Origin of the sequence: Corynebacterium ulceribovis DSM 45146 (assembly GCF_000372445.1) — a bacterium.
Lineage (GTDB): Bacteria > Actinomycetota > Actinomycetes > Mycobacteriales > Mycobacteriaceae > Corynebacterium > Corynebacterium ulceribovis.
The window spans coordinates 150860-172508 of the sequence record NZ_AQUY01000002.1 but is presented as its reverse complement, the minus strand read 5'-3'; the positions used below and the strand labels follow the sequence as shown (position 1 = coordinate 172508).

General features: G+C 57.7%; 35 protein-coding genes and 1 tRNA gene. 8 read left to right on the top strand and 28 right to left on the bottom strand.

Annotated elements, in window-relative coordinates; genetic code table 11:
• Positions 1 to 2: 2 nt before the first annotated feature.
• From A3EC_RS0106390 to A3EC_RS11595, 24 genes are all read right to left on the bottom strand, one after another.
• Positions 3 to 1451: a phage portal protein gene (locus tag A3EC_RS0106390; RefSeq protein WP_018024352.1), complete on the bottom strand. Its 1449-nt coding sequence runs from the start codon at positions 1449 to 1451 to the stop codon at positions 3 to 5.
• On the bottom strand, positions 1448 to 2932 hold the full coding sequence (locus A3EC_RS0106385) for a terminase TerL endonuclease subunit (protein WP_156812875.1): 1485 nt from the start codon (positions 2930 to 2932) through the stop codon (positions 1448 to 1450). The genes A3EC_RS0106390 and A3EC_RS0106385 overlap by 4 nt, the downstream gene beginning before the upstream one ends.
• Positions 2889 to 3134, bottom strand: coding sequence for a hypothetical protein (locus A3EC_RS0106380; RefSeq protein WP_018024350.1), 246 nt, complete (start codon positions 3132 to 3134; stop codon positions 2889 to 2891). Before A3EC_RS0106380 ends, A3EC_RS0106385 begins: the two co-directional genes overlap by 44 nt.
• 717 nt (positions 3135 to 3851) lie before the next feature.
• On the bottom strand, positions 3852 to 4331 hold the full coding sequence (locus tag A3EC_RS11605; RefSeq protein ID WP_018024348.1) for a MerR family transcriptional regulator: 480 nt from the start codon (positions 4329 to 4331) through the stop codon (positions 3852 to 3854).
• Between the two features lie 449 nt (positions 4332 to 4780).
• On the bottom strand, positions 4781 to 5839 hold the full coding sequence (locus A3EC_RS0106365; RefSeq protein ID WP_018024347.1) for an HNH endonuclease: 1059 nt from the start codon (positions 5837 to 5839) through the stop codon (positions 4781 to 4783).
• Between the two features lie 132 nt (positions 5840 to 5971).
• Positions 5972 to 6274: a hypothetical protein gene (locus tag A3EC_RS0106360; RefSeq protein ID WP_018024346.1), complete on the bottom strand. Its 303-nt coding sequence runs from the start codon at positions 6272 to 6274 to the stop codon at positions 5972 to 5974.
• Entirely contained in the window at positions 6271 to 6405 is a 135-nt protein-coding gene (locus tag A3EC_RS13240; protein WP_018024345.1) for a hypothetical protein, read from the bottom strand. Before A3EC_RS13240 ends, A3EC_RS0106360 begins: the two co-directional genes overlap by 4 nt.
• Positions 6402 to 7091, bottom strand: a complete 690-nt coding sequence (locus A3EC_RS0106350) for a hypothetical protein (RefSeq protein ID WP_018024344.1) — start codon at positions 7089 to 7091, stop codon at positions 6402 to 6404. The genes A3EC_RS13240 and A3EC_RS0106350 overlap by 4 nt, the downstream gene beginning before the upstream one ends.
• Positions 7088 to 7294 (bottom strand): hypothetical protein, encoded by a 207-nt coding sequence (locus A3EC_RS0106345; protein WP_156812874.1) that lies wholly within the window; start codon positions 7292 to 7294, stop codon positions 7088 to 7090. Before A3EC_RS0106345 ends, A3EC_RS0106350 begins: the two co-directional genes overlap by 4 nt.
• Before the next feature lie 301 nt (positions 7295 to 7595).
• The gene (locus A3EC_RS0106340) at positions 7596 to 8024 is read right to left on the bottom strand and encodes a hypothetical protein (RefSeq protein ID WP_018024342.1); all 429 of its coding nucleotides are present in this window, start codon (positions 8022 to 8024) and stop codon (positions 7596 to 7598) included.
• Positions 8021 to 8254 carry a hypothetical protein gene (locus A3EC_RS0106335; RefSeq protein WP_018024341.1) on the bottom strand — a complete coding sequence of 78 codons (234 nt, stop codon included), beginning with the start codon at positions 8252 to 8254 and terminating at the stop codon, positions 8021 to 8023. Before A3EC_RS0106335 ends, A3EC_RS0106340 begins: the two co-directional genes overlap by 4 nt.
• Positions 8251 to 8433 carry a hypothetical protein gene (locus tag A3EC_RS0106330; protein WP_156812873.1) on the bottom strand — a complete coding sequence of 61 codons (183 nt, stop codon included), beginning with the start codon at positions 8431 to 8433 and terminating at the stop codon, positions 8251 to 8253. The genes A3EC_RS0106335 and A3EC_RS0106330 overlap by 4 nt, the downstream gene beginning before the upstream one ends.
• A gap of 65 nt (positions 8434 to 8498) precedes the next feature.
• The gene (locus tag A3EC_RS11600; RefSeq protein WP_018024339.1) at positions 8499 to 8819 is read right to left on the bottom strand and encodes a WhiB family transcriptional regulator; all 321 of its coding nucleotides are present in this window, start codon (positions 8817 to 8819) and stop codon (positions 8499 to 8501) included.
• Positions 8813 to 9346, bottom strand: a complete 534-nt coding sequence (locus tag A3EC_RS0106320; protein WP_018024338.1) for a hypothetical protein — start codon at positions 9344 to 9346, stop codon at positions 8813 to 8815. The genes A3EC_RS11600 and A3EC_RS0106320 overlap by 7 nt, the downstream gene beginning before the upstream one ends.
• On the bottom strand, positions 9339 to 9788 hold the full coding sequence (locus A3EC_RS0106315; protein ID WP_018024337.1) for a hypothetical protein: 450 nt from the start codon (positions 9786 to 9788) through the stop codon (positions 9339 to 9341). The genes A3EC_RS0106320 and A3EC_RS0106315 overlap by 8 nt, the downstream gene beginning before the upstream one ends.
• Entirely contained in the window at positions 9785 to 10111 is a 327-nt protein-coding gene (locus A3EC_RS0106310; protein ID WP_040428237.1) for a hypothetical protein, read from the bottom strand. Before A3EC_RS0106310 ends, A3EC_RS0106315 begins: the two co-directional genes overlap by 4 nt.
• Positions 10112 to 10134: 23 nt before the next feature.
• On the bottom strand, positions 10135 to 10398 hold the full coding sequence (locus A3EC_RS0106305) for a hypothetical protein (RefSeq protein ID WP_018024335.1): 264 nt from the start codon (positions 10396 to 10398) through the stop codon (positions 10135 to 10137).
• Positions 10391 to 10741, bottom strand: a complete 351-nt coding sequence (locus A3EC_RS0106300; protein WP_040428235.1) for a hypothetical protein — start codon at positions 10739 to 10741, stop codon at positions 10391 to 10393. Before A3EC_RS0106300 ends, A3EC_RS0106305 begins: the two co-directional genes overlap by 8 nt.
• A gap of 2 nt (positions 10742 to 10743) precedes the next feature.
• Positions 10744 to 10929 (bottom strand): helix-turn-helix domain-containing protein, encoded by a 186-nt coding sequence (locus tag A3EC_RS0106295; protein ID WP_018024333.1) that lies wholly within the window; start codon positions 10927 to 10929, stop codon positions 10744 to 10746.
• 211 nt (positions 10930 to 11140) lie between these two features.
• The gene (locus tag A3EC_RS12930) at positions 11141 to 11293 is read right to left on the bottom strand and encodes a hypothetical protein (RefSeq protein ID WP_018024332.1); all 153 of its coding nucleotides are present in this window, start codon (positions 11291 to 11293) and stop codon (positions 11141 to 11143) included.
• 170 nt (positions 11294 to 11463) lie between these two features.
• On the bottom strand, positions 11464 to 11907 hold the full coding sequence (locus A3EC_RS0106285; protein WP_018024331.1) for a hypothetical protein: 444 nt from the start codon (positions 11905 to 11907) through the stop codon (positions 11464 to 11466).
• A gap of 84 nt (positions 11908 to 11991) precedes the next feature.
• On the bottom strand, positions 11992 to 12498 hold the full coding sequence (locus tag A3EC_RS0106280) for a hypothetical protein (protein WP_018024330.1): 507 nt from the start codon (positions 12496 to 12498) through the stop codon (positions 11992 to 11994).
• Between the two features lies 1 nt (position 12499).
• Positions 12500 to 13450: a ParB N-terminal domain-containing protein gene (locus tag A3EC_RS0106275; RefSeq protein ID WP_018024329.1), complete on the bottom strand. Its 951-nt coding sequence runs from the start codon at positions 13448 to 13450 to the stop codon at positions 12500 to 12502.
• Between the two features lie 30 nt (positions 13451 to 13480).
• Positions 13481 to 13765, bottom strand: coding sequence for a helix-turn-helix domain-containing protein (locus A3EC_RS11595; protein ID WP_040428233.1), 285 nt, complete (start codon positions 13763 to 13765; stop codon positions 13481 to 13483).
• Between the two features lie 252 nt (positions 13766 to 14017).
• Between A3EC_RS11595 and A3EC_RS12450 the strand changes: the two genes are divergently transcribed.
• The 8 genes from A3EC_RS12450 (at position 14018) to A3EC_RS0106225 (ending at position 18631) form a co-directional block, all read left to right on the top strand.
• Positions 14018 to 14812 carry a helix-turn-helix transcriptional regulator gene (locus A3EC_RS12450; RefSeq protein ID WP_018024326.1) on the top strand — a complete coding sequence of 265 codons (795 nt, stop codon included), beginning with the start codon at positions 14018 to 14020 and terminating at the stop codon, positions 14810 to 14812.
• 86 nt (positions 14813 to 14898) lie between these two features.
• Positions 14899 to 15345, top strand: coding sequence for a hypothetical protein (locus tag A3EC_RS0106255; protein ID WP_156812871.1), 447 nt, complete (start codon positions 14899 to 14901; stop codon positions 15343 to 15345).
• 55 nt (positions 15346 to 15400) lie between these two features.
• A complete protein-coding gene (locus tag A3EC_RS11585; protein ID WP_018024324.1) occupies positions 15401 to 15769 on the top strand; it encodes a helix-turn-helix domain-containing protein in 369 nt (122 codons plus the stop codon).
• A gap of 4 nt (positions 15770 to 15773) precedes the next feature.
• A complete protein-coding gene (locus tag A3EC_RS0106245; RefSeq protein WP_018024323.1) occupies positions 15774 to 16247 on the top strand; it encodes a hypothetical protein in 474 nt (157 codons plus the stop codon).
• Between the two features lie 59 nt (positions 16248 to 16306).
• Positions 16307 to 16894, top strand: coding sequence for a DUF6932 family protein (locus A3EC_RS0106240; RefSeq protein WP_018024322.1), 588 nt, complete (start codon positions 16307 to 16309; stop codon positions 16892 to 16894).
• Positions 16887 to 17918: a hypothetical protein gene (locus A3EC_RS0106235; RefSeq protein WP_018024321.1), complete on the top strand. Its 1032-nt coding sequence runs from the start codon at positions 16887 to 16889 to the stop codon at positions 17916 to 17918. The genes A3EC_RS0106240 and A3EC_RS0106235 overlap by 8 nt, the downstream gene beginning before the upstream one ends.
• 331 nt (positions 17919 to 18249) lie before the next feature.
• The gene (locus tag A3EC_RS12925; protein WP_018024320.1) at positions 18250 to 18414 is read left to right on the top strand and encodes a hypothetical protein; all 165 of its coding nucleotides are present in this window, start codon (positions 18250 to 18252) and stop codon (positions 18412 to 18414) included.
• Positions 18395 to 18631 carry a helix-turn-helix transcriptional regulator gene (locus A3EC_RS0106225; protein WP_026162261.1) on the top strand — a complete coding sequence of 79 codons (237 nt, stop codon included), beginning with the start codon at positions 18395 to 18397 and terminating at the stop codon, positions 18629 to 18631. Before A3EC_RS12925 ends, A3EC_RS0106225 begins: the two co-directional genes overlap by 20 nt.
• A gap of 48 nt (positions 18632 to 18679) precedes the next feature.
• Here A3EC_RS0106225 and A3EC_RS0106220 read toward each other — a convergent pair whose 3' ends face one another.
• The 4 genes from A3EC_RS0106220 to A3EC_RS0106205 all read right to left on the bottom strand — a co-directional run bounded on the left by A3EC_RS0106220 (position 18680) and on the right by A3EC_RS0106205 (position 21503).
• A complete protein-coding gene (locus tag A3EC_RS0106220; protein WP_018024319.1) occupies positions 18680 to 19945 on the bottom strand; it encodes a tyrosine-type recombinase/integrase in 1266 nt (421 codons plus the stop codon).
• 170 nt (positions 19946 to 20115) lie between these two features.
• Positions 20116 to 20188: transfer RNA gene (locus A3EC_RS0106215), tRNA-Ala, on the bottom strand.
• A 78-nt stretch (positions 20189 to 20266) separates the two neighbouring features.
• Positions 20267 to 20974, bottom strand: a complete 708-nt coding sequence (locus A3EC_RS0106210; RefSeq protein ID WP_018024318.1) for a DsbA family protein — start codon at positions 20972 to 20974, stop codon at positions 20267 to 20269.
• A gap of 49 nt (positions 20975 to 21023) precedes the next feature.
• Positions 21024 to 21503 (bottom strand): MauE/DoxX family redox-associated membrane protein, encoded by a 480-nt coding sequence (locus A3EC_RS0106205; protein WP_051061038.1) that lies wholly within the window; start codon positions 21501 to 21503, stop codon positions 21024 to 21026.
• Positions 21504 to 21649 lie beyond the last annotated feature (146 nt).

Sequence of the window (21649 nt, the reverse complement as noted above, 5' to 3'; positions counted from 1 at the left end):
CCCTACAACCCACTGGAATCATGCCCACGAACAAATGCATCCAACCCTGCATCAGCTTCAACTGCAGCTCCCGCGCCAGCCGCCTCACGGTCGGACTCGCTGACCATCCTGGAAGCCCCAGAAAGCATCGCCGCACGCTCACTTAGGCGACGCGCAATGGATTCACGCTCCAACAGACGCTGCTCCTCCGGAGTGAAACCAACACGATCCCAAATCACACGAGAATTGCCCGGCGCGACTCCGGCTTGGACAGCTTTGACCATGGCGTCCATGGTTGCGCCGACGGTTGGTGTTGCTGGGTTTCCCCATCGGGTTGTGGATGCTTCTGCTTCTGCGACTGTGGTGTTTTGCTGTCCGGCTCTAATGAGTTTTGAGACTTGGGCCCAGGAACGGCCGAAGGACTTTTGGCGACGTTCTGCACGTTTTACAAGGCGTGCTTCCATGGCGCGGATAGCGTCGGCGGAAGTGGCTTGGTCGCCGCGGAGCCCGAAGTAATGGCTGGGTAGTCCGGCTTCTGCTGCGGCGAGCTGGGCTAGTCCTTCGATTTGGTCGAGGAATGGGCCTGGTGGTTGTGGTGAGAATTCGCCGAGGTTGGGTGTCTTTTCGTCTTCGTCGATGGGGCCGGTCATCCAGATACGGCCGGTGAGGATTTGCCAGGGGCTTAGTGGTTGTCCGTCAGGGCCGACGAAGTCTTCTTGGTCCATGCCGATGGCGTATCGCTGTGGTGCGGAGAAGAATTCGCGGTTGACGTCCATGGAGATGAGGGTGCGGACCGCTGCGTCTGCGTATCGGCGTAGTGGTGCTGTGACTTCGGATTTTCCGTATCGGTTTCCGGTTCGTGCGCGGTTGATGAATGGGACGAGTGGTACTGCTCCGAAGTTATGTGCGGTTCGGTCGGTGACTTCCCATGGTGCGCTGTCGCTGGCACGTTTTGCCGTGACGATTTGGTCTGGGAGCCAGAGTTCCATTCCCTTCACTTCGCCATCTTTGATTTCTCTGGTTAGTGCCGCTTCGAGCATGCGGGAGCGTGGGTTCAGAATTCCGGTTGTGTTCTTCGCGTCGTGGCCACGCACCAATGTTTCGGGTTCGTTTCCCGTGCCTGCGGTGACCGAGACGAAGCCGATGCCATAAATGAGTGTGTCGAGGTGTACTTGCCCGGATTCTTCGTCCAGGGCGTTGTCCATGAACACATCAAGTAGGTCATCATCGGCAAATCCCAGGAAGTCAAGGCGCTCCTCGAGAACGTCTACGGCGGTGCCTGCCCACCCGGAGACGGTTCGGAGGATACGGCCTATGTGTTTTGGGGTGGAGATGTTCAGGATGTTCGCAGCGAATGAACCGTCGTAGTACGCCTCGTGAACCTGGTTTACAGCGCTGAACTTGGATAGTTGGCCAAGCTGTTTGGTCACCAATGCTTGTTCTTCTCGGGTTAGAGCGTCGAGGGTGCTCACCAGACCACCACCTTCCTTTTCGGTTTCACGGGCTTCACTGGCCGTTTGGCGCGTGTGTATGTGCGGCCTGTGTAGGCCAGCGTTGCTGCCACCAAAGGCGTGATGTCAGCGTCTTGGTTTGAGCGATTCCACGCCCAGGCATCACCGAGCTTGCGCTTGCGGGCAGCTGCGGCAGCCAGGTTCAGGCTGGTTTGGTCCATATGCCTGAGTTCGTGCGACATCACAGCGTCGTAAATCTGCGCGGTTGCTGCCGCAAGAATGTTGGAACCGGTCCTCGATACCTTGATGCCTTCCGCTTCCAACGGGTCAATGAGCGACCCTGCTGGTGAAAGGACATCAATCAACACGGCTCGGCAAGCTTGTTTCTCCAGAATCGCCTTGAGCCTCGGAATCACCCACTCAGGAGTGCCGCGGCGGTTCTCCACCACGTCTACCCACACTTGACCTTCCAGACTCATTCCACACGCCACGATGGACGCGGCATCACGCCCAGGGGAAATGTCCACGGCAATCGCGACAGGCTCCCCATCGTCAGTAACATTCGGGTCAGCGCACGCCTGCCAATCCTCAATCGGCAGCACACGGGCAGTACGCTCCTGCTCCCACATCCCAAGACGTTCACGGCGGAATGATTCATCAGAAAGCGTCTTGCGCTCTGATTGCACTGTTTCCAGCCGCATGCGCTTGCCCAGCGCTGGATTCGCCTGGAACCATAGATCTACTTCGTCTGAATCAATCTCAGCGCCACCAGAGTCAGGGAGAACCGACCATTCCGCCCACCACAACTGTGGGTCCGTTCCGGCATGCGCCTCATCATGTGTCCTGCGGAACACGTCACCTGCTGGGTCCGTCGGAGCCGGCGGTGTCCCCATGATGATGATTTGCGGGTCATCGGCAGGCCCCGCCGAGATAGTCGGCATCAGAGCCTCAAGGGCTTCCTCCGTCAGCTCCTGGGCCTCATCGAGCACCAAGGTGTCAACGGTGAACCCACGAGCAGAGCTTTTCGAACGTGCCACGAACTCACACGTTGCACCATTGGTCAGCTCCACGAGCTCCTGGCCGTTGACCCGCCGAATCGTCTTGACCATCGCAGCCAACTCGTCGTTTTCCTCGAAGTACGCAGAAAGCCGCTTGAAGGCCTTCCTCGAAGTCTTCACTTGGTGTGCCGTATGTAGGACGCACCGCCCAAGCAGCACCATTTGAGCCAGCTCAACGATTTCCAGCACGCCATTTTTACCGTTCTGACGTGGAACAGACAGCCCGGCGCGTTTGGCAACCAGTTGGCCGTCTTCGCCGCGGGCCATGATTCCGGTAACGACGCCTTCTTGCCATTCGTCAGGAATCAGTCCGAGTGCTGCGGAGAGGTCTACTGCGTCTTCGCCGTCATAGAAGTCGACTGGTTCTGTCTGTGGCTTATGGAGGAAGGTGGGCTGTTGGCTACCTAGCCTCGGCGCGTCGGGCACGGCGTGCAGTGAGTTCATCTAGCAGTCCTCCCTTCTTGTTTTCGTTGTTTTCCGGTTGGGTGCGGTCAATGATGTCGAGCATGCGGCCAGCCAGTGGCGCGATGATGCGAGCGTCATCAGACACGTCGATTTCGACGGCCAGGCGCTGCAACAGCGCGTCCAGGATTTCTTCCCGCTTTCCTGCGTTGACTGCTGCTGAGATGCGCCCCACGGTCTTCATGGGTGGTTTCTGTGCCGTGACTACTGCCAGCTGTGGTTTGTCTGGCTTTGGATACTTATCTGGGTGCCGCTGCCCTCGCTTTCTGCAGCGTGCAGAGCAGAATAAGCGTTGACGGCCGGTCAGAGGTTCTGCGCAAACAATGCAGCTTTTCCCGTTCAGCACATGGCACCTCCTCGGTTTGGTTTTCCCGCCTGTCACACTCTTGTCCCACTTGGTTTTCGCAGGTCAGGGGAGGTATCCAAGCAACGCGGGCCCTCTAAGCAACGGGCCGTGTCCTGGGGTTCTCTCCCCAGGGTGACAACTGTGACCAGGCGCGTTGGGTCATGGTTAGCCCCAATTCCTCTGGTGCCGGCGCTTGGATTGCGGTGGCTTGCGATGGCCCTTGGCTCCTGCGGATTGGTTGCAGCTCAAGTGCATCGGTTGCAGTGGGCCTCGGTTGTGTCCTCCGGCGGCTACTGGCGTGATGTGGTCCGCTGACGCGCTGAATGGGTGCGGCCACTTCAACGCTTTATCGATTGGCCCGCCGCACCAGGCGCAGACAAGGTCATCACCTTTGAGGGCTTTTGCCCGGCGGCGGCGGTAGTGGCGGTCGGCTGTACGTGACATCAGCAACCACCAGATACGACGAAAGCCCTGGTCAGAGGTTTCTTCACCAATGCCCACGGCTTGCTTGCGTCCAGCATACCAAACGTGGGGTATAAACGCTGGTCAGAGGTTTTAGGCACGTCGGTTCACCTCATGGGTTTCTGCGATTCGTTGCTGCATGCCTTTGGCCAGGTTCATGACTTCATCGAGCTGGTACTCGACTGCCCCGTCTTGGCGGATGGTGCCGGTGATTTTCCCGGTCTTTGCCCAATGCCTGATGGTGTGCTTAGAGACTGGATATCCAAGGACTGCTGCTGCTTGTGACAGTTGATTCGCGGTTCCAGCTTGTGGAACCACACGCTCACCAGGCTGACGCACAGGTTCAGGCGGCAGCACCACATCCATCAGCTCACGCGCCAACTGTTCGAACTCTTCCACCGCCGTGTTCGAACTCTCGAGCGCACACAGTTCAGGCAGCTGCGCGTACAACCAGTTCGCCCATACACTCGGCTGCGAACCTTTAGGGCTCAGCAGACCATGAGCGAAGCACACACGGATAGCCCACCGCCGTAGCCCGTCCTGCAGCTGCATCTTCAGCACAAGCGGGTTCATAGATAGTGGTGGGCGTGACCGGGGCTGGGAGACACCCCGCCCGGCGTTCGTCCCGGAGGCCGGGGTACCCGGGGCTATCAACTCGTCCAGGTGGGGGGCATGCTTTTCAATCAACACCAGGGCCCTACCCAAACGGTCTTGGTCAATCTCAGACAACACAGCGGCAGTCCTCTCAAAGGCTAGAAGGTAATCACAAAGAGCTCGGCTGAAAGAAGAGGAAGTCATGAATCTGAAAGGAAGGTTGGATGTAAATGCTTTCCCGTCCCGACCCGACCCGTCCCGACCCGGTGTCCGGAACTCTGCCCCCTCCTCTGCAGGGCTAGATTTTCTCGGCTGACAAATAGGTTTCTGGCATGCGAAAGACCACGCTGACGAAGTGCATGTCAACGCGTGCCGTCTGCCCACCTGCTTTGCTGCTCAGGTCGGACAGACCTCGTGCCGGCGGGGAACTATCGCTTGCGCCGGCGGCGCCGCTTGGTTCCCGAAACCTGACGGCTAGCAGAAGCGTCACGGTCCCGGGGCTCACCCTGCGACTGGTTGTCGCGGGGAGCGCTCGGCGGCATGGTTGAAGGGGCAGCCTTACTGGCGGGGAGGCTGGTGTTAGGTACTGGGTGAACGTCACTGTCCTGCGTCGTTGTATCGCCTGCCAAACGCGGATCAACCGGCTGCAGGCCGGGCTCCGGGTCACCACTGCTGTTGCGGTGGTGACCATTAGCATTCGTCGAAGGAACAGATACTCGGTGCGCAGGCGGCTCAACCGACACATGGACGGGAACCGGACGCTCGTTCATGTCGTTGCTGTACCGCTCACCTGTCAGCGGGTTATCAATCCCCATCGACAGGCAGGTTCGAGCAACGACGGACTTCCACCTTGCAAGCTTCTGCCGAGTCACATCACCGTAGACCGGGACCTCTGGGACCTCCATCAGCGGCAGTTCTGCATCTGGTAAAGGGAGGTCAGCACGTGCACGGTTGCACGCACGACATGACACAACAAAGTTCTCTGGGGTGGTCTCTTTCTCTGGTTCGCGGTGGTCAAAAGTGCCACCGGCATCATTCTTATTGTCTTTCCAATTAACCTCCGTGCCGCAGTATCGGCAGTGGTCACCATCGCGCAGCAGGACAGGGACAATCAGCCCGCCGCGGTTCTGGTCGCGGCGCCGCTTCGCTTTCATCATCCGCTCATCACGAGTGATGAGGTTGATGAACTCTTCCTGGCGCATCAGCTTCCATTGCTTTCTCGTTGCCGAGTGAACACGCTCGGCCACACCAATCTGTTCCATCAGCGCCATTGCCTCATCCACACGCAGCGGGCCAATCTGCTTAGCCGCTGCACCATAGGGGACGACATAGTCGGAGAAGTTCAGTGCCGACCACGTGTACAACATGTCCACGTAGCCGCGAATCTCGCCGACCAGGCGCGGGTCGTTCCGCTCCAGTGCAATCTCCATGAGCTGTGAATACACCGGGTGCTCATTGATGGTGTCTGAGGTTCGCTGCCACGCCATTAGGCATCACTCCCGGACCGGGGCTGTCCACAACGTGGCATAACGGACTCCTGACATTCAAAGACATTCAGCGGATGAAACGTGGGTTCTTGGTTTTGGTGGGCGGGCACCTGGCCCGGCGTGGTGGGCTGGTCACAGCATTCCTCTTGTGGGTCTTGCTTGGACGACGGTGGTGGTGTCTTTCGTTTCCCCTTTTGTGAAAAGGAGTGGGTGACCGTCAACAGTTGCTCTTGAGGTCGGCCAAAACTTCACTTCGAGTGGGGCGAATTCCATCAGCTCGCCATCCGTGTAGATGGCATCGACGCCATCGCTCCACTTTCCGCGGTCTTTCTCAAAAAGCGCGCCCTGGTCAGCTCGGACAATTGTCCCTTCTGGCGCATCTTTGATGTCCCGCAGCTCGGTAATCATGAGCGACTGATGGTCTTGTGTCGTCATTTCGTTGAGTCCTTTCTGATTAGTCGCCAGTAGTTTTTGGCGAGCCACCATGATTCTTTTGGCGTGAATGCCGCTGCCGCTATGAGCGCCAGGGCGATGATGATGATTGGCACGGCTGCGATGAATGTCATGCGGCGTCGTCCTCAATGAATTCTCCGGTCAATGCATCGAAGCGTCCGGCAGCCGGCCACGCCAAAATCGACGCCTTGAATGTGCAGGCCTTTCCGGCGATGACTGCGAATGCTTTTCGTCCTTGGTGCATGCGCGAAATGATGGCTGGCGCGGCGACGGCTTTGCCAGCCGCCGCAATGAGCGCTGCTGCGTCAAAGGGCAGTAAGGATGGTGACGTGAAGTCCAAGCTGACTGGGCTGACTCCCGCGATGATGTCCAGGACCTCTGGCGCAGTGTCAGGGACAGCGAGATTAGCGTCTTGGATGATGTGGTCCTCGTCGCGGGTGCCAGTGGACTCGATGAGTGATGCGGCTGGCCCATTCGCCGCGATGGACAGGGTCAGCTCGATGTGCCCGTTATCTTCCGGCACATCAATCCACTGAATCCAAGCTTTCGCGGCTCGGACGCTGATTGCGCACTCGCCAGGCATGATGACAGCTGTCGGTGTGATTTGGGCTTGCGCCTGCATTGTCCGATTCGCAGCGAAAATGAAGAGGTCGCCGCCTTCATCTGCTTTGAATCTGATCAGATTCAGGTGGGCATCATCTTTCTTGGTGGATGGAACTTTGACGATTGCACGCAGCGCGTCCCGCAGTTCCTTCGGGTCGCAATCGACCATGAATTGTGTGTCATCAGTCTTAATCATTGTCTTTCCTCAATCAATTCGATTGCTTCATCAATCTTTTCAATAGCGTCGTCGAACAGAACGATGTCGTCGTAAATCTCGTCAATATAGCTGCGGTATTCGTCATCAATTCTCCCGGCGGCTTCTCTCAAATCCGTATCTTCGAATTCGTCCGGGTCCACGAGCATTTCCTCAATTGCTGCGGCTGGTCCCTCTTCACGCATTTTCCGAAGCAATTTCTTGTCATTCTCGGAATAAGTCATGATGCTTCTTTCATTGGAATGTGATTCGGGTCGAGTTTTCTTCTGATTTGGTCTGCTTTTGTTTCGCTGACTGCGGTGGTGAATCCTGACCATTGGCCGAATCCGCCCAACTTCGGGTACTGGTCCAGTGACTCTCCATGCCTGCAGCGTTGCTCTCGCAGGTGGTTGTAGCAGCACTTGCACAATCCACGCGCTTCATGGATTTTCAGTCCACCGCATCGCAAACACTGGACCACTTGGCGTCCGCGGTTTCGCTTGCCCATCAGCGCTCACCGCCTGGCGGAACGGAAAATGTGTCTGCGCACTGCACAATCCGACGGTCTAGCGGCGGGAAAGCCCCGCGAGCGTAGGCAATTCGCCGGATGTTGTGCTCTGCAATGTCCGCCGCGTCCACATCAATCTCGATGCACTTCAACCGGTCGACCACACCTTGCACCTGGTCATCTCCGACGGTCTGCAGGAGCCTTGCCCCAAAGATGCCAGTGCCGGCAAACGGGTCTTCGACGAATACGCGGACATCATCAACGCTCACGCCCCATTTGTCTTGCAGAATGTCTGTCACAGCCCGGTTGATGAAGTCGACTATTTCCGGCGGCGTAACGACGACTCCGTCGCCTTGCTGACGACGCTTTGAAGTCGCAGCCTCATATGCCTTCGCGATGCGGAATTGTTCTGCAGCTTCGGCGCTCATTGCTTGCTCGCCTCCTCCCGGATGATGTCCTGCGCCCAAGTCTCAATCCGCTGACCTCCGAGTTTTGTTTCACCAGCCAGTACCGCCTGGACCATGGCAATGAATTCCTGCTGCCGCGCCTGTTCGAGCTTGTCCCACGACGGCACCGGCACTCGACGCGAATATTTGCGCCCGAAGCGGCGCCGGAAATCCTCCGCATGCAGCTTCTTCGCAATGTCGATGACAGTCATTTGCTGCCTCGCTTCCTGGTCGCATTCCGCACAATGTGGTCTTCCAGCTCCTTCGCTGCAGTTTTCGCGGCCGTGGCGATTCGATTCAGCTGCTCAACCGTCATTGGCACCTGCATCGCAGATACCGAATCCAGATTGTGGAATTGCAGGACAAAGTGCGCTACCTCCATGTCACGCATCACCGGGTGCTTCGTCGGAGTCCTGAAACAGATGTCCCAATGCATGCCGTTCTCTCCTCCGGTCATCACTTGACCCCCGCGACTTCTGCGAGCAAAGCCCGGGCCCTGCGGGCAGTGCGGCGGTTCGACTGCACGGCAGGCACCCACACGCCGCCGCGGACCATTCCGCGGTCGTCGTTTTCCAGGGCATCACGGGCGCAATCCCGGCGCACTGGGCAGCCTTCGCACAGCTTTTCCGCGTCCCGGTCCAGCTTCCGAAGGTTTTCGAAAATGTTGCTAGCCTTCCCGCCTTTCAGCGGCTGTGACTCATAGGCGAGCGGGTCTTTGCCAGCGCATTTCGCATGCTCACGCCAGGTCTGGTCTTTCAGATTCCGCAAGGTCAGCATTCGTCGGCCTCCTCATTCGGTGCGGTTGATGCGACCCAGCGGCGCAGAGTGTCCCCGACGCTGGCTGCTGTCGATTCGGACATGTCAGCCCGCGCGACCTCAAACATCTTCAGCGCGTGGACAGCTCTGTCATGCTCACTGCACAGCGTCGCCCGGTCCCACTCCCGCCCCAGGGCATGCCCCAAGGCCTTGAGCTGAGAGTTATGCAGCGCGAAGCACAACGCTTCCGACGTGGTGGACTGCAGCAGCAGCATTTCCCCGACGGGAATCAGCCGCCACTGCCCTGCCACCGGGGCCGAATGAAACGCTGGGACATCGACGCGGGTCAGCGACTTCGCCGACACCCACACGATGCGACTGCCCAGCGGGTGCTGGCCATCTCGCACCAGCACAGGCACCGGCGCTTTGCCCCTGACGCTGGCGGCCAGGCACACGGCCCGTTCCGGCAACTGCAGGTGCTTGACCTCCGGGTGAACTTGGTCCACATCGACCAGAGCCAAATACCAATCGTGGCCACGGTTAGACATTGAGCGCGGCCTCCACAGAGTCGTGAGCCAGCTTCAGCGCTTCCACCACTGGGTCATCGACCGGAGCGCCGTCAACGGCCAGCCGCGCCCAGGTCTCGTGCCACCCGGCGATGACGTCACGCACAGCCTCCTCACCCGTGACTAAGACACTGACATCCGAGATGGACACTTCAACGTGGTCCACGCCTGACGGCAAATCTGCAAGCACGGCGATTTCGAGTGCTCCGCCTTCTGGCTTGTCCTGGATGATGGTGCCCTCAATCTGCTCACCGTCCACGGTGACCAGGCACGGCTTTGCCAACAATCCACGAGAACGTGGCGTGACAGGGCGGATGCGGGCCGCGCGAATCGCGTCCTCAAGCAGCGCAGCAGCCGCCGCATCGGGTGATTGCTGTTCCGCCAAGGATTTTGCGACCCACAGCGGGATTGTGACTTGACTCATTGGGATTCCGTTTCATTCAGTGGTGGGGACAGGTGACCGCGGGAAATCAGCAGTGACCTGATGTGGTCTGGCATGGGGTTCGGCTTGCGCGTGGGTGTCGCGGCGCAGCTCATAGCGTGCAGCTGGTGCAGCGTTTCACCGGTCAGCGCGGCTTCGTGTCGCGGAAGAATTTCACACAGCAGCTTCGTGGTGCCCATCCCATCGACCTGGCGGCGAAACAGCATCACAGTGCCGTCCTCGTCCACCGCTGGATCAATCAGCAGCGCCTTGCCGTTCGGCTGCTCCACCCGCCACACAGGCAGGCCGCACTTCGGGCACGACACCGCGATTCTTGCGCTGCGCCGCCTCACCACAGCAGACTCACCTTGACCACCACCCAGGCCAGCGCCAGCACGAGAGGCACCACCACAGCAGCAATGAGCATGGCCTGCGCCAGCGCCACGCCCCACATCCGTGCGGTGTGCGCCCACGACCAATCCGGGACAAGCGTTTCAATCGCGTGCACGGTCATCTCGGCAGCATGCACTTGGTCCACCAGGTCCAAGGCCTGGTCGGCATGAGCGTCAAAAGACCGGCAATCCGAGCATGATTCACAATTTTGGTTACACATTTTCAATATCCTTTTCTTCCGGTAAGGCCACCCAGTGCACGCCCGTAGTCAACGCGCACCTCTTCGCCCAGGTCTGCACAATCTGTGCCAGTTCACGGGTCTGCACCGCCGCGGCATCCGACACCGCGTCGCCCCACGCGCATAGCTGCTCCAGGGTCAGGAACCCGGCAGCTCCATCTGCCGGCACCACCGCAAGCGGCGGCGGGAACGTGAGCGCATCACATGCGTTCGCGGTGCCAAGCGCCCCGACAAGCAGTCCGTCATCTTCGGTCTGTGCGACGGGCACCCAGCCGCCGTTCACATACAGAACGGTCAGCACTGTCACTTCACCTGTCCGGCTCATCGTCACACCATGTTCTTCGCGGCAAGCTTGTCGATGGATGCACGATTGACGCGCAAGCACCTGGCGCTGAAGTAGGTTGCCTTCAGCTTCTTGTCATTGATGAGTTCGCGGATTGTGTCTTGGCTGACCTGGATAAGCTCGGCTGCCGCCGCGACGGTGAGCCATTCAGCCGGTGCAGATGTAGTCATCGGGGTTCCTGTCTGGTCAAAACTGGTCAAAGTCGTTGGTTAGGAGGTGTCCACGCAGCGCCCCAAGCGAGGGAGTAGGTCCCGCCCATAGGTGGGTTGCTTAGCCGCAGCCGAACTAAAGACGACGTGAACGCGGACACCAGTGCCCCGCGGCGGAATCGAACCGCCGCCATGCCAACCTGGCGGGCCACCCAGCTACAAGCCGGGATTTTCACAATGAGAAAACACTGATAAGCACATTGAGAGTCGTCAGGCCCGCGAGCAGCCCCAGCACGACCAGGACGCCACCAATAAAGCGCGTTTCCCAGGTCACCGGCGGCCAGTCCTCACGGCCAAGTAGCTGCTCAATCCCGTTGTCATTCATCGTTTTGGTCCCGTCTAATCTCTGGTTCGTGGATATTTCTTTGCTGCTGTAGCTTGCTTCGCTAGGTTTCGCCCCACTGACTGTGTGGCTCGCTCGGGAGCAACTTCGGTACACGCGGAGTTTCGATTCGGCGTACAGCCTTGGGGTACTTTTCAGCCGCAATGGGTTTGTCACCAACGGTGTTCCCCATTTGGCTGTTTCTGTTTCAAACCGAGGCGCTGCAACAGTGCATAACGCCAGCGTTTGCGTCGTGCGCGGTGATAGTTACGTACAAATTGAACCGGCAGTGTCTCTTCCTCCTGGAGCACAATTCGGCCTTGCCGATCTGCTGCCACCCAGTACTTTCCGGGACGAAGTATTCCTGCACGTTTCATGGCCTGAGACACGTCCGCGATCAACAGTCGGGGGTGTTCAATTTCAAGCTGTGCGTATTGGTCTGGATGGAGAACTTCAACGATGGCGGTGGCTTCGCCTGGTGAAACTGAGACAACTTTGCGGTTTCCAGGCCGGCCGTTGGGCGCGCGTCCCGCGTCGCGGTATCGGCAGTCGAGCGCTTCCCGGATGGCCGCATGGCGCTGCGGAGTCAGTTGTTCATTGGGATTAGTCTTTCGCATTGCCTCGTTCCTTCTGCTTGTTGACGATTACGGGCGGTGTTCCCGCCCTGGTGCCGGACACCTTCCCCAGTGCCCGACGGTCGGCTATGCCGCGTCTTTGTGGTTTCGTTTTTGGTATTCGCCCCAGGTACGAGCTTTTGTTGTCCGGAGTTTGCGTTCCCACAGTTCGATTCCGGCAACCGTCTCCATTCGGGTCGCGTAGTCCCGTTCAGCTGCAGCGCGTTCAGTCTGAGCCCACAGTTGAAGGTCTTTCGATGTGGCTGCAGAAAGCTTGACTCGCTCCCTGAATCTCTTTGGCTCACCGTTCTCGATGACGGTGTTCATGATGGAGATGGGCACATTCCCGACGATTTCCCAGGACAATGGCTCCTGCCCTGTTCGGGCATAGTCTCGGGCAATCTGGTTGCCGGTCTTTGTCAGCCCGTTTTCGATTTCCTTAGCTTGGGCACGGAGGTACTGGCGTGCCAGTGCCTCAAACTCGGACGCATCCAAGGGGATTGAATCGGCTACGTCATTTATCCAGCTTTTGTTGATGTAGCGGTCTGGCCGGCGTTCATTGAGCCTGGCTGCGATTCTGTCTGTAATGCTCATGTCAACACCCCAGCAAGTCTCGAAGCTCTTCACACTGCGGTTCGCCCATCGGGCGCAGGCATGCGTTTTCGATTGCTTTGAACTTGTCGGCGATGCGTTTCGGCGCCGCCGTAAGGACTTCTTCGCGTTCAGGGTCGTCCATCATGTCCAGGCCAATAAAGAAGTTATTGACGAAGGCTTCGAGGTAGCGCGCGTGCCGCTCGATACGCTCTTTGGTTTCCTTCTGTACTGCTTCTTGGGCGAGCCGCGCCTTTTCTTCTTCCCAGCGAGCTTGCCTATCGTGTTCCAGGTAGGCCTGCTTCGTGATCTGCCACGTATCGAATTTCCCGGAAGGCTGGTCGGCGTACCAGTTCGCCGCCAGCTTATTGGCCTGGAAGAACTCCCTCGCTTCTTGCTCTGCGCGGATTCGCTGTTCTTCAAATGCTGCACGGGCTTGCTCTTCGGCTTCTCTATCGTCTCGAGCGCTCTTCGCCAGCTTGAAAGCTTCATCCAGAGAGATATCCCCGGACACGACGTCTTCGGCGAGTTCCGGCAACTCATCGATGATGAGTCCGGCTTCTTTCATCCGGTGAGACCATCCGCTAATGGCGGATCCGCCATTATCTAGGCTTCCACGTTTCCACCGACCGTTTTCCCGGTATCCATCAGAGGCCAGGGACAATGCAGTGGACATGGCGCGCGACCCGGTTGATTGGTGACGTCGCTCATTCTTGGAACGGACGAAGGCACCAATGTCGTCGCCTTCAAAGATTTCGTACTTCGGTTCAACCCCCGCGATTTTGCAGGCTGCAAGGCGGTTACGTCCGTCAACCAGGATTCCATCCTCGGTGACAGTGATTGGGTCGCGTTGCCCATTGTCCTTGATGTCATCGGCGAGGACTTGAAGAGCGTCCTGGTCCAGCAACGGGTAAAACTCTGCATGACGGTCAACACCGTTGATTGCGATTGTCATTGCTCTTCTCCTTTCGCTTGCCCGGCGCGTTTATGTGCGTTGGTAGGTGATGGTGCGTTTGTGGTTTGGGTCCCGGTAGTCGATGTCTGGGATTGCTGGCTGGTCATCGCGGGGAATCATGATTGCGATTTGTTTGCAAGCAAGGGTTTCGGCCGCCCGAGCCAAAACGCTGTTCGTCAACTTGCGCCGACCCTTTTCGATGTTGTTGAGGTGAACTTGAGTAATGCCGAGCCGATTGGCGAACTCTCCGGTTTCGAATCCGCGGATGGTTCGAAAGAACCGAAGCGTCTCCCCAACTCGGACCCATTCGTTCACTGGAACCGGGCATTCCGTGCTTAGTTTCATAATTCATCACTTCCAGTTACTTCTTCATCTAACAATCACCCTACTGAAGTTATATGAAGCCCGTCAACCCGGAGAGCTGAAGTTTCTTGAACTTGCGCCAAAGTTGCTGGTAGCCCAGCTTTCATTCGCTGTAATTACCGCTTGCAGTTTCTTGCAAATTGCGGCTTTTAGGCCAGAATCCCTGGATTAACTTTCAACGAGACTTCTGCCACACTGGAAGCTATGAGAAGCCCCGGGGATGAAATTGCAAGCCGTCGAGGTGAACTCGGGCTCAGCCAAGCTGAATTAGCTAGCGCGTCCGAAGTTTCTTCGCGCACCATTAGCGCCATCGAACGCGGAGAGTCTTGGACGCGAACAGGCACCCGCGCGCGTATCGAGCGTGCGCTTTTGTGGCGGCCTGGCTCACTCGACGCCATCAAAGCCGGTGGTGAGCCAACAGAGATGAGCGTCGGCGAGATTAAATCCTTGCCCGATGAGCTCGTGCCCCCACTCGTCAAAAAGCAACTCTCCGCCCCAAAAGCAGCTGCCCTCGAAAAAACCACCAACGTTGGCGGACGCATCATCGCCGACACAATGAAAAGCTACTCACTTGGCTCCCTCCTGGAAGAGAAGTTCGCCAACCTCGGCCTATCGTCATCCGCCTGGGCTCGCATCGCCGAAACCGCCCAAGCGACGAACACCGACGAGCAGCGGCGTGACGCGGCGGAGCAGCCCGGCGTAGACCTCGGGTCGCTCCGGGAATCCATGCGAAACCTTGATGAACTGCCCGGCTTCGTCCAGGCCGTGATTCTCGCGCAAGCTGAAGAGGAATTGCCGCGGGCGATTGCGGCGCTCGATGAGGCGCGGCGTGTGGAGCTTGTGCGGGCAGCGTTTGCTTTGTGGGATGCGCAGGACGGACTCGGCGGGGCTGGTGCCGGTGTGGCTGGCGGGCGGAATCGTGCGGCGGCGGCACCTCACACTGGTGCACGGCGGACTGTGAATGAAAGGGCGACAGGGAACGCTGGTGCAGGTGCGTGATGGTAGATAGGGACGACCACTGGTGCCGGCTCAACGAGCCTGGCGCGACACTGCATTCCACTGAAGCTTACGAGAAGCATTTAGACGTGCTGGAAAAGAACGACCCCTACGCCTACAGCCTGCTCGTTGGCATGGTCCAGGTAGCTGTTGAGGAAGGCTTGGACGAAGAGGACAACGCCGCTATCTATCGCGGCGTGAACGAAAATTCTTCGTATCGCACGAAAATTGGGCGGAAAGCGATGAAAAAGCTGCGTCAGTGGCCCGATCCTCTGGAATGGCTTGGCGAGCTACGTATTGAGCACACTGACGCCACGACGTTTTTTCGGTCGTACTTCACGGACGTTCAGTATGTGAATGGCCAGGGCGATGATGAAGTGTTGTTCTGCATCCTCGGCAAGAAAGAGGTTGAGGGGAGGAGCACCCGTCAGATTCAGGAGAAGCAAGACCGTCAGATTGTTATGGCGATCGATTGCGCTCGCAGCTGGTGCAGGACCAACATGCAGTTCAGGATTCGGCTGTGCAATACCCCCTAATGATTCACCACGGGACTGACTTATATGTCAGACTGTGAGGCGAAAGGGAAACATTATGAAACACTTCAACCGCCGAACCACCAGCATTGAAAATGCTAAACAGCAGGTAAAACTAGTTCGCAGCCTGCGCAAGCTTCGACGCGATCTGAACATTTCCGTTTCCGAGGTCGCTGAAAAAATGGGCGTCGATGAAGCGATGGTCTACCGGTTCGAAAAAGGTGGCACCAACTTCACCATGAGCACCCTGCAAAAGTACGCAGCAGCCATCAACGCATCCCTCACCTTGTCCGCGCGCAAGCAGACCACCACTGCACCATCGGATGTTTTCAGTGAGCGACTTAGCTGGTCTGACGCCCCTGAAATGACGGCACGGGCGCGGGTTACCTATAGCTCCACCCATCACGGATACCTGCAAAGCATCTAGCACCATGAACCTCGACACCCTCCTCTCACATGCCACCTCCGTCACCTTCGAAACCGGCAAATCACAGGTCGAACGCAACGACCTGGAATCAGGCACCCTAATTACCCCGGCCGACAAGGATAAAAACTCCGACTTCGCCGCGAGCTTTTCCATCGGGATTTTTGAACAATCCATCGAAGCCCAGCTCGATATTGACCTTGGTGGCCCCTACGCCACATTCAGCGTCATCATCCGCGGCATCTGGAAATTCAACGGTGAACACGACCTCACCAGTGATGACGCTGATTCCGCCGTCCGCGCTTTCGCCATCGACTATGCACTCCCCCGCCTGCTGGCAGTCATCCAGGCGCACATTGTCATGCTCAGCCGTACCGTCGCTACCCCAGCCCCGGAATTCCCGGCATCCATGGAATCCGACCTTGCCAACTACCTTCGCAACTCGGAAAACCTGCATAAGCGCGACACCGAGGACAACTAGCGCCAGGTAAAAGACAACATGGCAACGACAACAGCCCAGCACGAAGGCTCGGGTGCGTGATGGTGGAGAATGCGATACCGTCGGCGGCGCACGCGGAGACACCGCTGTCACCGGTTGAGGCATGCTTAACTGGCGGGCTGCCGGCACAGCTATGCAATCCGCCGTTTCATTCGCTTCCGGAGGGCATTCACCGAGCAACGCTCAATGAGGTTTACCGGCGTTTTGTGGAACAAGCCCCGGAGCCAACAAAGAATCGCCGGGCGCTGATTTTCCAGACGTTGAGTATTCATGTTTCCATCGTCAGGCAAGTACTGCGTGATGAGCCGCTTACCTTGTGGGTTAACGGCGGATTCACGACGCACAAGACGGACAAACCTCGTGATGCTGACTTGGTGTACTTCACAAGTACCAGCGGCGTTAGAAAGATGGAACGTGAAGCAATGCTTCCGCTGCGCACGCTGCATGATGTCACGTCCCGGGAAGGAACCACCGGGAAACTTCACCCCATGGGTGGGCTCATTGACGCATACTTTGCTGTAGACAATCCCGCCATGCGTGAATTGTGGAGGCAGACGTTTTCCGGAGTCAAAGGCAGCGATGATCAATCGCAGAAGAAAGGGTTCGTGGAGGTGATTTTCGATGAATGACATGGCCAACCATGCGCAAGCAAGCGTGGAAGAACTGCTCGTTCAAGCTATTCGGGACTGCCACACCCGGCCTGAGACTTGCGCCTTTGAGCTTGGACAGCTCTATGGCGGCATCGTCCAAGGTAACGAACAGCTGGAAAAAGTCTGGGATTACGAAACCGGCCCTGAAATGGCCTGCGCAGAAATTCGCTTCACCGGCGACGGCGTCCACGGCCATTCCATGGACGCACCAGCTATGAGCGACATCCTCTCCGGAATCTCCGACGCAACATCAGCTGTGGCTAAGACACGCGCCGAGGACATCAAGAAGAAGCAACACTCCAACCCCATCAACATCAGCGATGTAGGCAAGCCCCTGCAAATTTCAGCAATCAAACCCGGCTCCGTCGTTATCGAGCTCCAGGCCCCCGAACGGCCACCACACGAAGATGCATCGACTTCCACCCCATCGCTGGACTACAACGAAGCGCTACTTAGCCTGGATGACGAGGCCCTACGCACCGTCTTAACTGCATTGTCTTCGGAAGACTACGACGCCTGCATCGCAAACCTGCCTACTGCTGCACGCATTGGCATTCATCGCGTTGCTACCATCATGAGCACCCAGCGCATCGACGCCGAAATCTCCATTCGGCAACGTCGCCACGACACCTACCGGGCATCCACAACATCCGCCCACGCCACAGTCTTACTCAGAGTTCTAGAGGAACCGAAGGAAACGACCACCCTTGACAACGCCATCTTCGAGCTAGATGGCTGGAAAAACTCCGAGAACTCCGTCTACCTCAAAAAGAAAAACGGCAAATCCCACACGTATCATGCCGATGACAAACTCATCGCTTCAATTCGCGCTCTCCCCCAAGACCCAACCTTCAGCGGATGGGTCCAATGCGCCATCGAAATCACCCAAACCGAAAGCCTCGGAAAAAAGCGACAGCCCGCCTCACGAAAACTTTTAGACGCAAAAAGCGCACCCGCCCCCGATACGAACTTTGGAGACCAAGCCTCCATTGACGGGATCTAAAAGTTCCCTCGCGTGTTATTCACACGAATTTTTATACCAGTCTCCACTTCTCCAAGCTGACACATGCCGCCCTAGTGCGTTATACTGGATGCAGTGCAGGTGAGAGATGCACGAAACAACAAAATAGTGGAAGGAGGTCAGATGGAAATAGCCGCCTTGGTTGTATCCATCATCGGCACAATATTCCAAGTAGTTAGCGTGTGGCAGAACCGCACACCTAGATACAAGGGGAAACACCGCCGATAAGACCCCGGGTCAGGAAAACCCTACTTCCCTGACCACGGGGTCACCCCTCCACTATTACAGCGCTAACACAGAAAGGAAAGGAGCTATGAACAAATTCGCTATTGGCACAGCCGCATTCGCAGTCATATTGACTGCTTACGCCCTGTCGAGCACCCCACATCCAGCACTGCTCATCATCATGGGAATCCTGCTCACCATCAGCATTCTCATGCTCGGAAGGAAGGACTCCAATGAACCCCACAATCATTGATTCCGACACGGGGCGCGAGCTCTGGCGCGTCAAAGACTGCGCCGCCTGGTGCAACATCACAAACGCAACGTGGACCAACTACGTCGCCCGCGGCATTGCACCAGCCGCCGCCGGACACCTCGACGCTCGCAGCCCGCTCTGGGACGCAGAAGCCGTCAAAGCCTGGCATGCAAGCCGTCCCGGCTCCCCCGTGCCCGGCGCGCCCGGTGGCAGATAGAGGCAACTGTCAGAGAATCCTTGATAGTTCGCCCGCTGGTCAGGTGGGTTAAGCTTCGTCTTGTTGCAGTGATGCGTCTACTTTGTCCATCAAGATGTCCGTCCGCCCGGCGCGGACCTTCATGTAGATGTTGGTGATGGTTTCGAGGTCGGTTTGTCCGAGGAGTTTGCCGATTTCTTTCAGGTGGGCTCCTTGTTCGGCTAGTCGGGTGATGAGCCAGTTGCGGCCGCAGTGTGGGTGGATTTCGGTGGATACTCCTGCGCGCTTTTCGGCTGCTGTGAGTCGTGAGCGGTAGGAAGTATCCATCACTGGTTTACCGTTCTCGGTCACAGTCAGTGGACTGACAGTTTTGGTGCCGTCGTCGCAGCGGACTGTGCAGGTGACGGGTGGGAACTGCTCTAGGTGCTCGAAGAAGAGCTGGGTGTGGCTGGCCATGATGGGCACCTCCCTTACGCCGGCATCGGTTTTTGTGGATTGCCAGTTGAGGTAGGTGTGGCGTTTGCCGTCGGGGCCGGTTTCAACGAGTCGTTGTGCGTTCTGTTCGACGGTGACGATGATGCGCGGGGCATAGGGTACTTCGCCGATGACCTGGAGGTGTGGGTGTTCGACGGCGATGCCTTCGCCGATGCGCAGGCCGTGGAAGAGGACCAGTGAAGTGAGGACTTTGTAGCGGGCTGGCATCTCCTTCAGGATTGCTTTGAGTTCCCAGTCTTCCGGCAGGTACTTTTCTTTGCGTTTGACGCGGGCTGCAGCGTCCCGCACGGACACGGGGTTAGCGTCGATGAGGTCTCGTTCGACAGCGTGGGCCAGGGCGGCGCGGAGCCGCTTGTAAGCGTTCTGGTTAATCGTTGGGGTGTCGTAGGTGCGGCCGAGCGCGTCCCACCACCTGTGTACGTCATCCTTCGTCAGGTCAGACAGGGCAATGTTCTTGAGTCGAGTGATGTCGTGGACACTGTCACCGGGCGGGATGGGCGCCATGATGCGACCGTTCACCGCCCGCATGTACGACTGGAGGGTCGATTCCTTGATAGGTCGCATTCGCGTGCGCAGGCCATCGTGAAATGTTTCTAGCCACTGCCCTACTGTGACGGTGCCGAGTCGTTTCCGGGCTTCGTCTTTAGCCTTTTTGGCTTGCCTGTCTTGTGGTGGGGTCCACTTGTCGAAGGTGATGAGCTCTTCTTCTTTGGTGAGCCACGATGCGGCCAGACGCTCGGTACGGAAGGTTGAAGGAGCCTTGTAGAAAGTGCCGCGGTAGAAGTACCGTGCTTGGTATCGCCCAGATGGAAGCTCGCGGATGTTTCCGAACTCTGCCAAGACTGCTCCTAGGGTGCATACAGGCCGTGCCAAAACCGTGCCAAATTCGTGCCAAATGTAACCACGTCTAACCCTATCTAACCCCACCTATCCGCACGTAAGGGAAATGCATTAGTGCAGGTAGATACGACAAAACCCCAGCTCCCGGGCGGGAACTGGGGTTTGACCTGTGGAGCTAACGGGATTCGAACCCGTGACCCCCACACTGCCAGTGTGGTGCGCTACCAACTGCGCCATAGCCCCTTAAGCACTCCTGCTAAGTTACCCTCGAGCGCCAGCTAAAGCCAAATCCGCAGGTAGACAGCAGGAGTGAATGAGGTTTTACTTCTTGGTTACGGTTTCAACCCAGCCGTTTTGGTCGACCTGCTTGCCGTCCTGCAGGACGTGCGGGGAGGACACTTCGTTGATGGCAGCGCGAAGGGTTTCGGCGTTCGTTTCAGCATTAGCCTTGGTTTCGTCGATGCCAGCACCATCGGCAATCTTCTTCACTACGTCGTCGGATGCACCCATCACCTTGGCGGCATCTGCGAAGTCCTGCTTGGACCAGTTGAACACCTTCTGCTGGTCACGCATCAGCATGGCGCGGTAGTTCCAAGCCAGCTTGGCGTCGCCACTGTGTGCGACGGTTTCGAATGCCGCCATGGCTTCGGTGGAGTGGCCGTCTGCGCCGCGGTCCATGAAGTTCAGGGTGTGTACGCGCAGTTCGAGGTCCCCAGCTTCGATCGCCTTGAGTGCATCTTCGCCGGAGGCGGCGTCGAGCTGCGCGCAGTAGGTGCAGCTGAAGTCTTCGTAGAGGTCTGCAGATTTCGCGGCTGCGCCGTCCTTTTTGAAGACCACTACTGCCCCATCGAATGCGACGGATGCGTTCACTTCTGCACTTGGGAACGATTTCGCCAGTTCGTCGGCCTCTTTACTGCGTCCCATGTACAGCACGACACCGATGACGGCGGCGATGACGGCAACGACCGCAATGATTGCGACAATGAATCCAGAGCCGGAATCGTTTGGGTTCTTAACCTTGGTACTCACGTATTTTCCTTAATTAACCTGAACTGGTTCGGGCACGACCGCGGTGGCACTACGGATGTAATGCCAGGCGGCAAAATGGCCATTTAAAGGTCCATGCTGCCATGAGCATAAACCCGATGTCTCGAAGGATATCGAGCATGTACTGTTGCGGCCCAACTGACGCGTTATATCCGCCGGTGCCGAAGCAGCCGCAGTCAATTGTAAGGCCCCGCGCCCATGCGGAAATGATACCGGCGATAAAGATGACCATCACTACGCCAGTGGCGATGGCTACTGGCCGCAAGAATAGGCCAAGGAGCAGCAGCACTCCGAGGATGAGTTCCACTGAAACCAGTGTCAGCGCTAGTGGTTCGTGGAGTGGTTGCGGGAATAGTTCGTAGGCGGCGATGGATTGCTGCGTGTCTACGAAGTTGCTGAGTTTGATGGAGCCACTCAATAGCCACATGGCAGCTAGGCCGAAGCGGCACAGGAAACTGACGACCGCTCGCCAGGTCGGCCCCGCGGTTTCCGTTGTCGTATTTAGTGACATGTCATTTAATTTATTAGCCACTACGGTGCCTCTCCAGCCCTTTTTATTGTGATTAATGTAACGATACCCCGGCATGACCTGCGTTCTAATTCGCTCCCCTACTGCTTCTTTTGTTAGAAACAATGGGAACTTCTAGCCTGACCAAG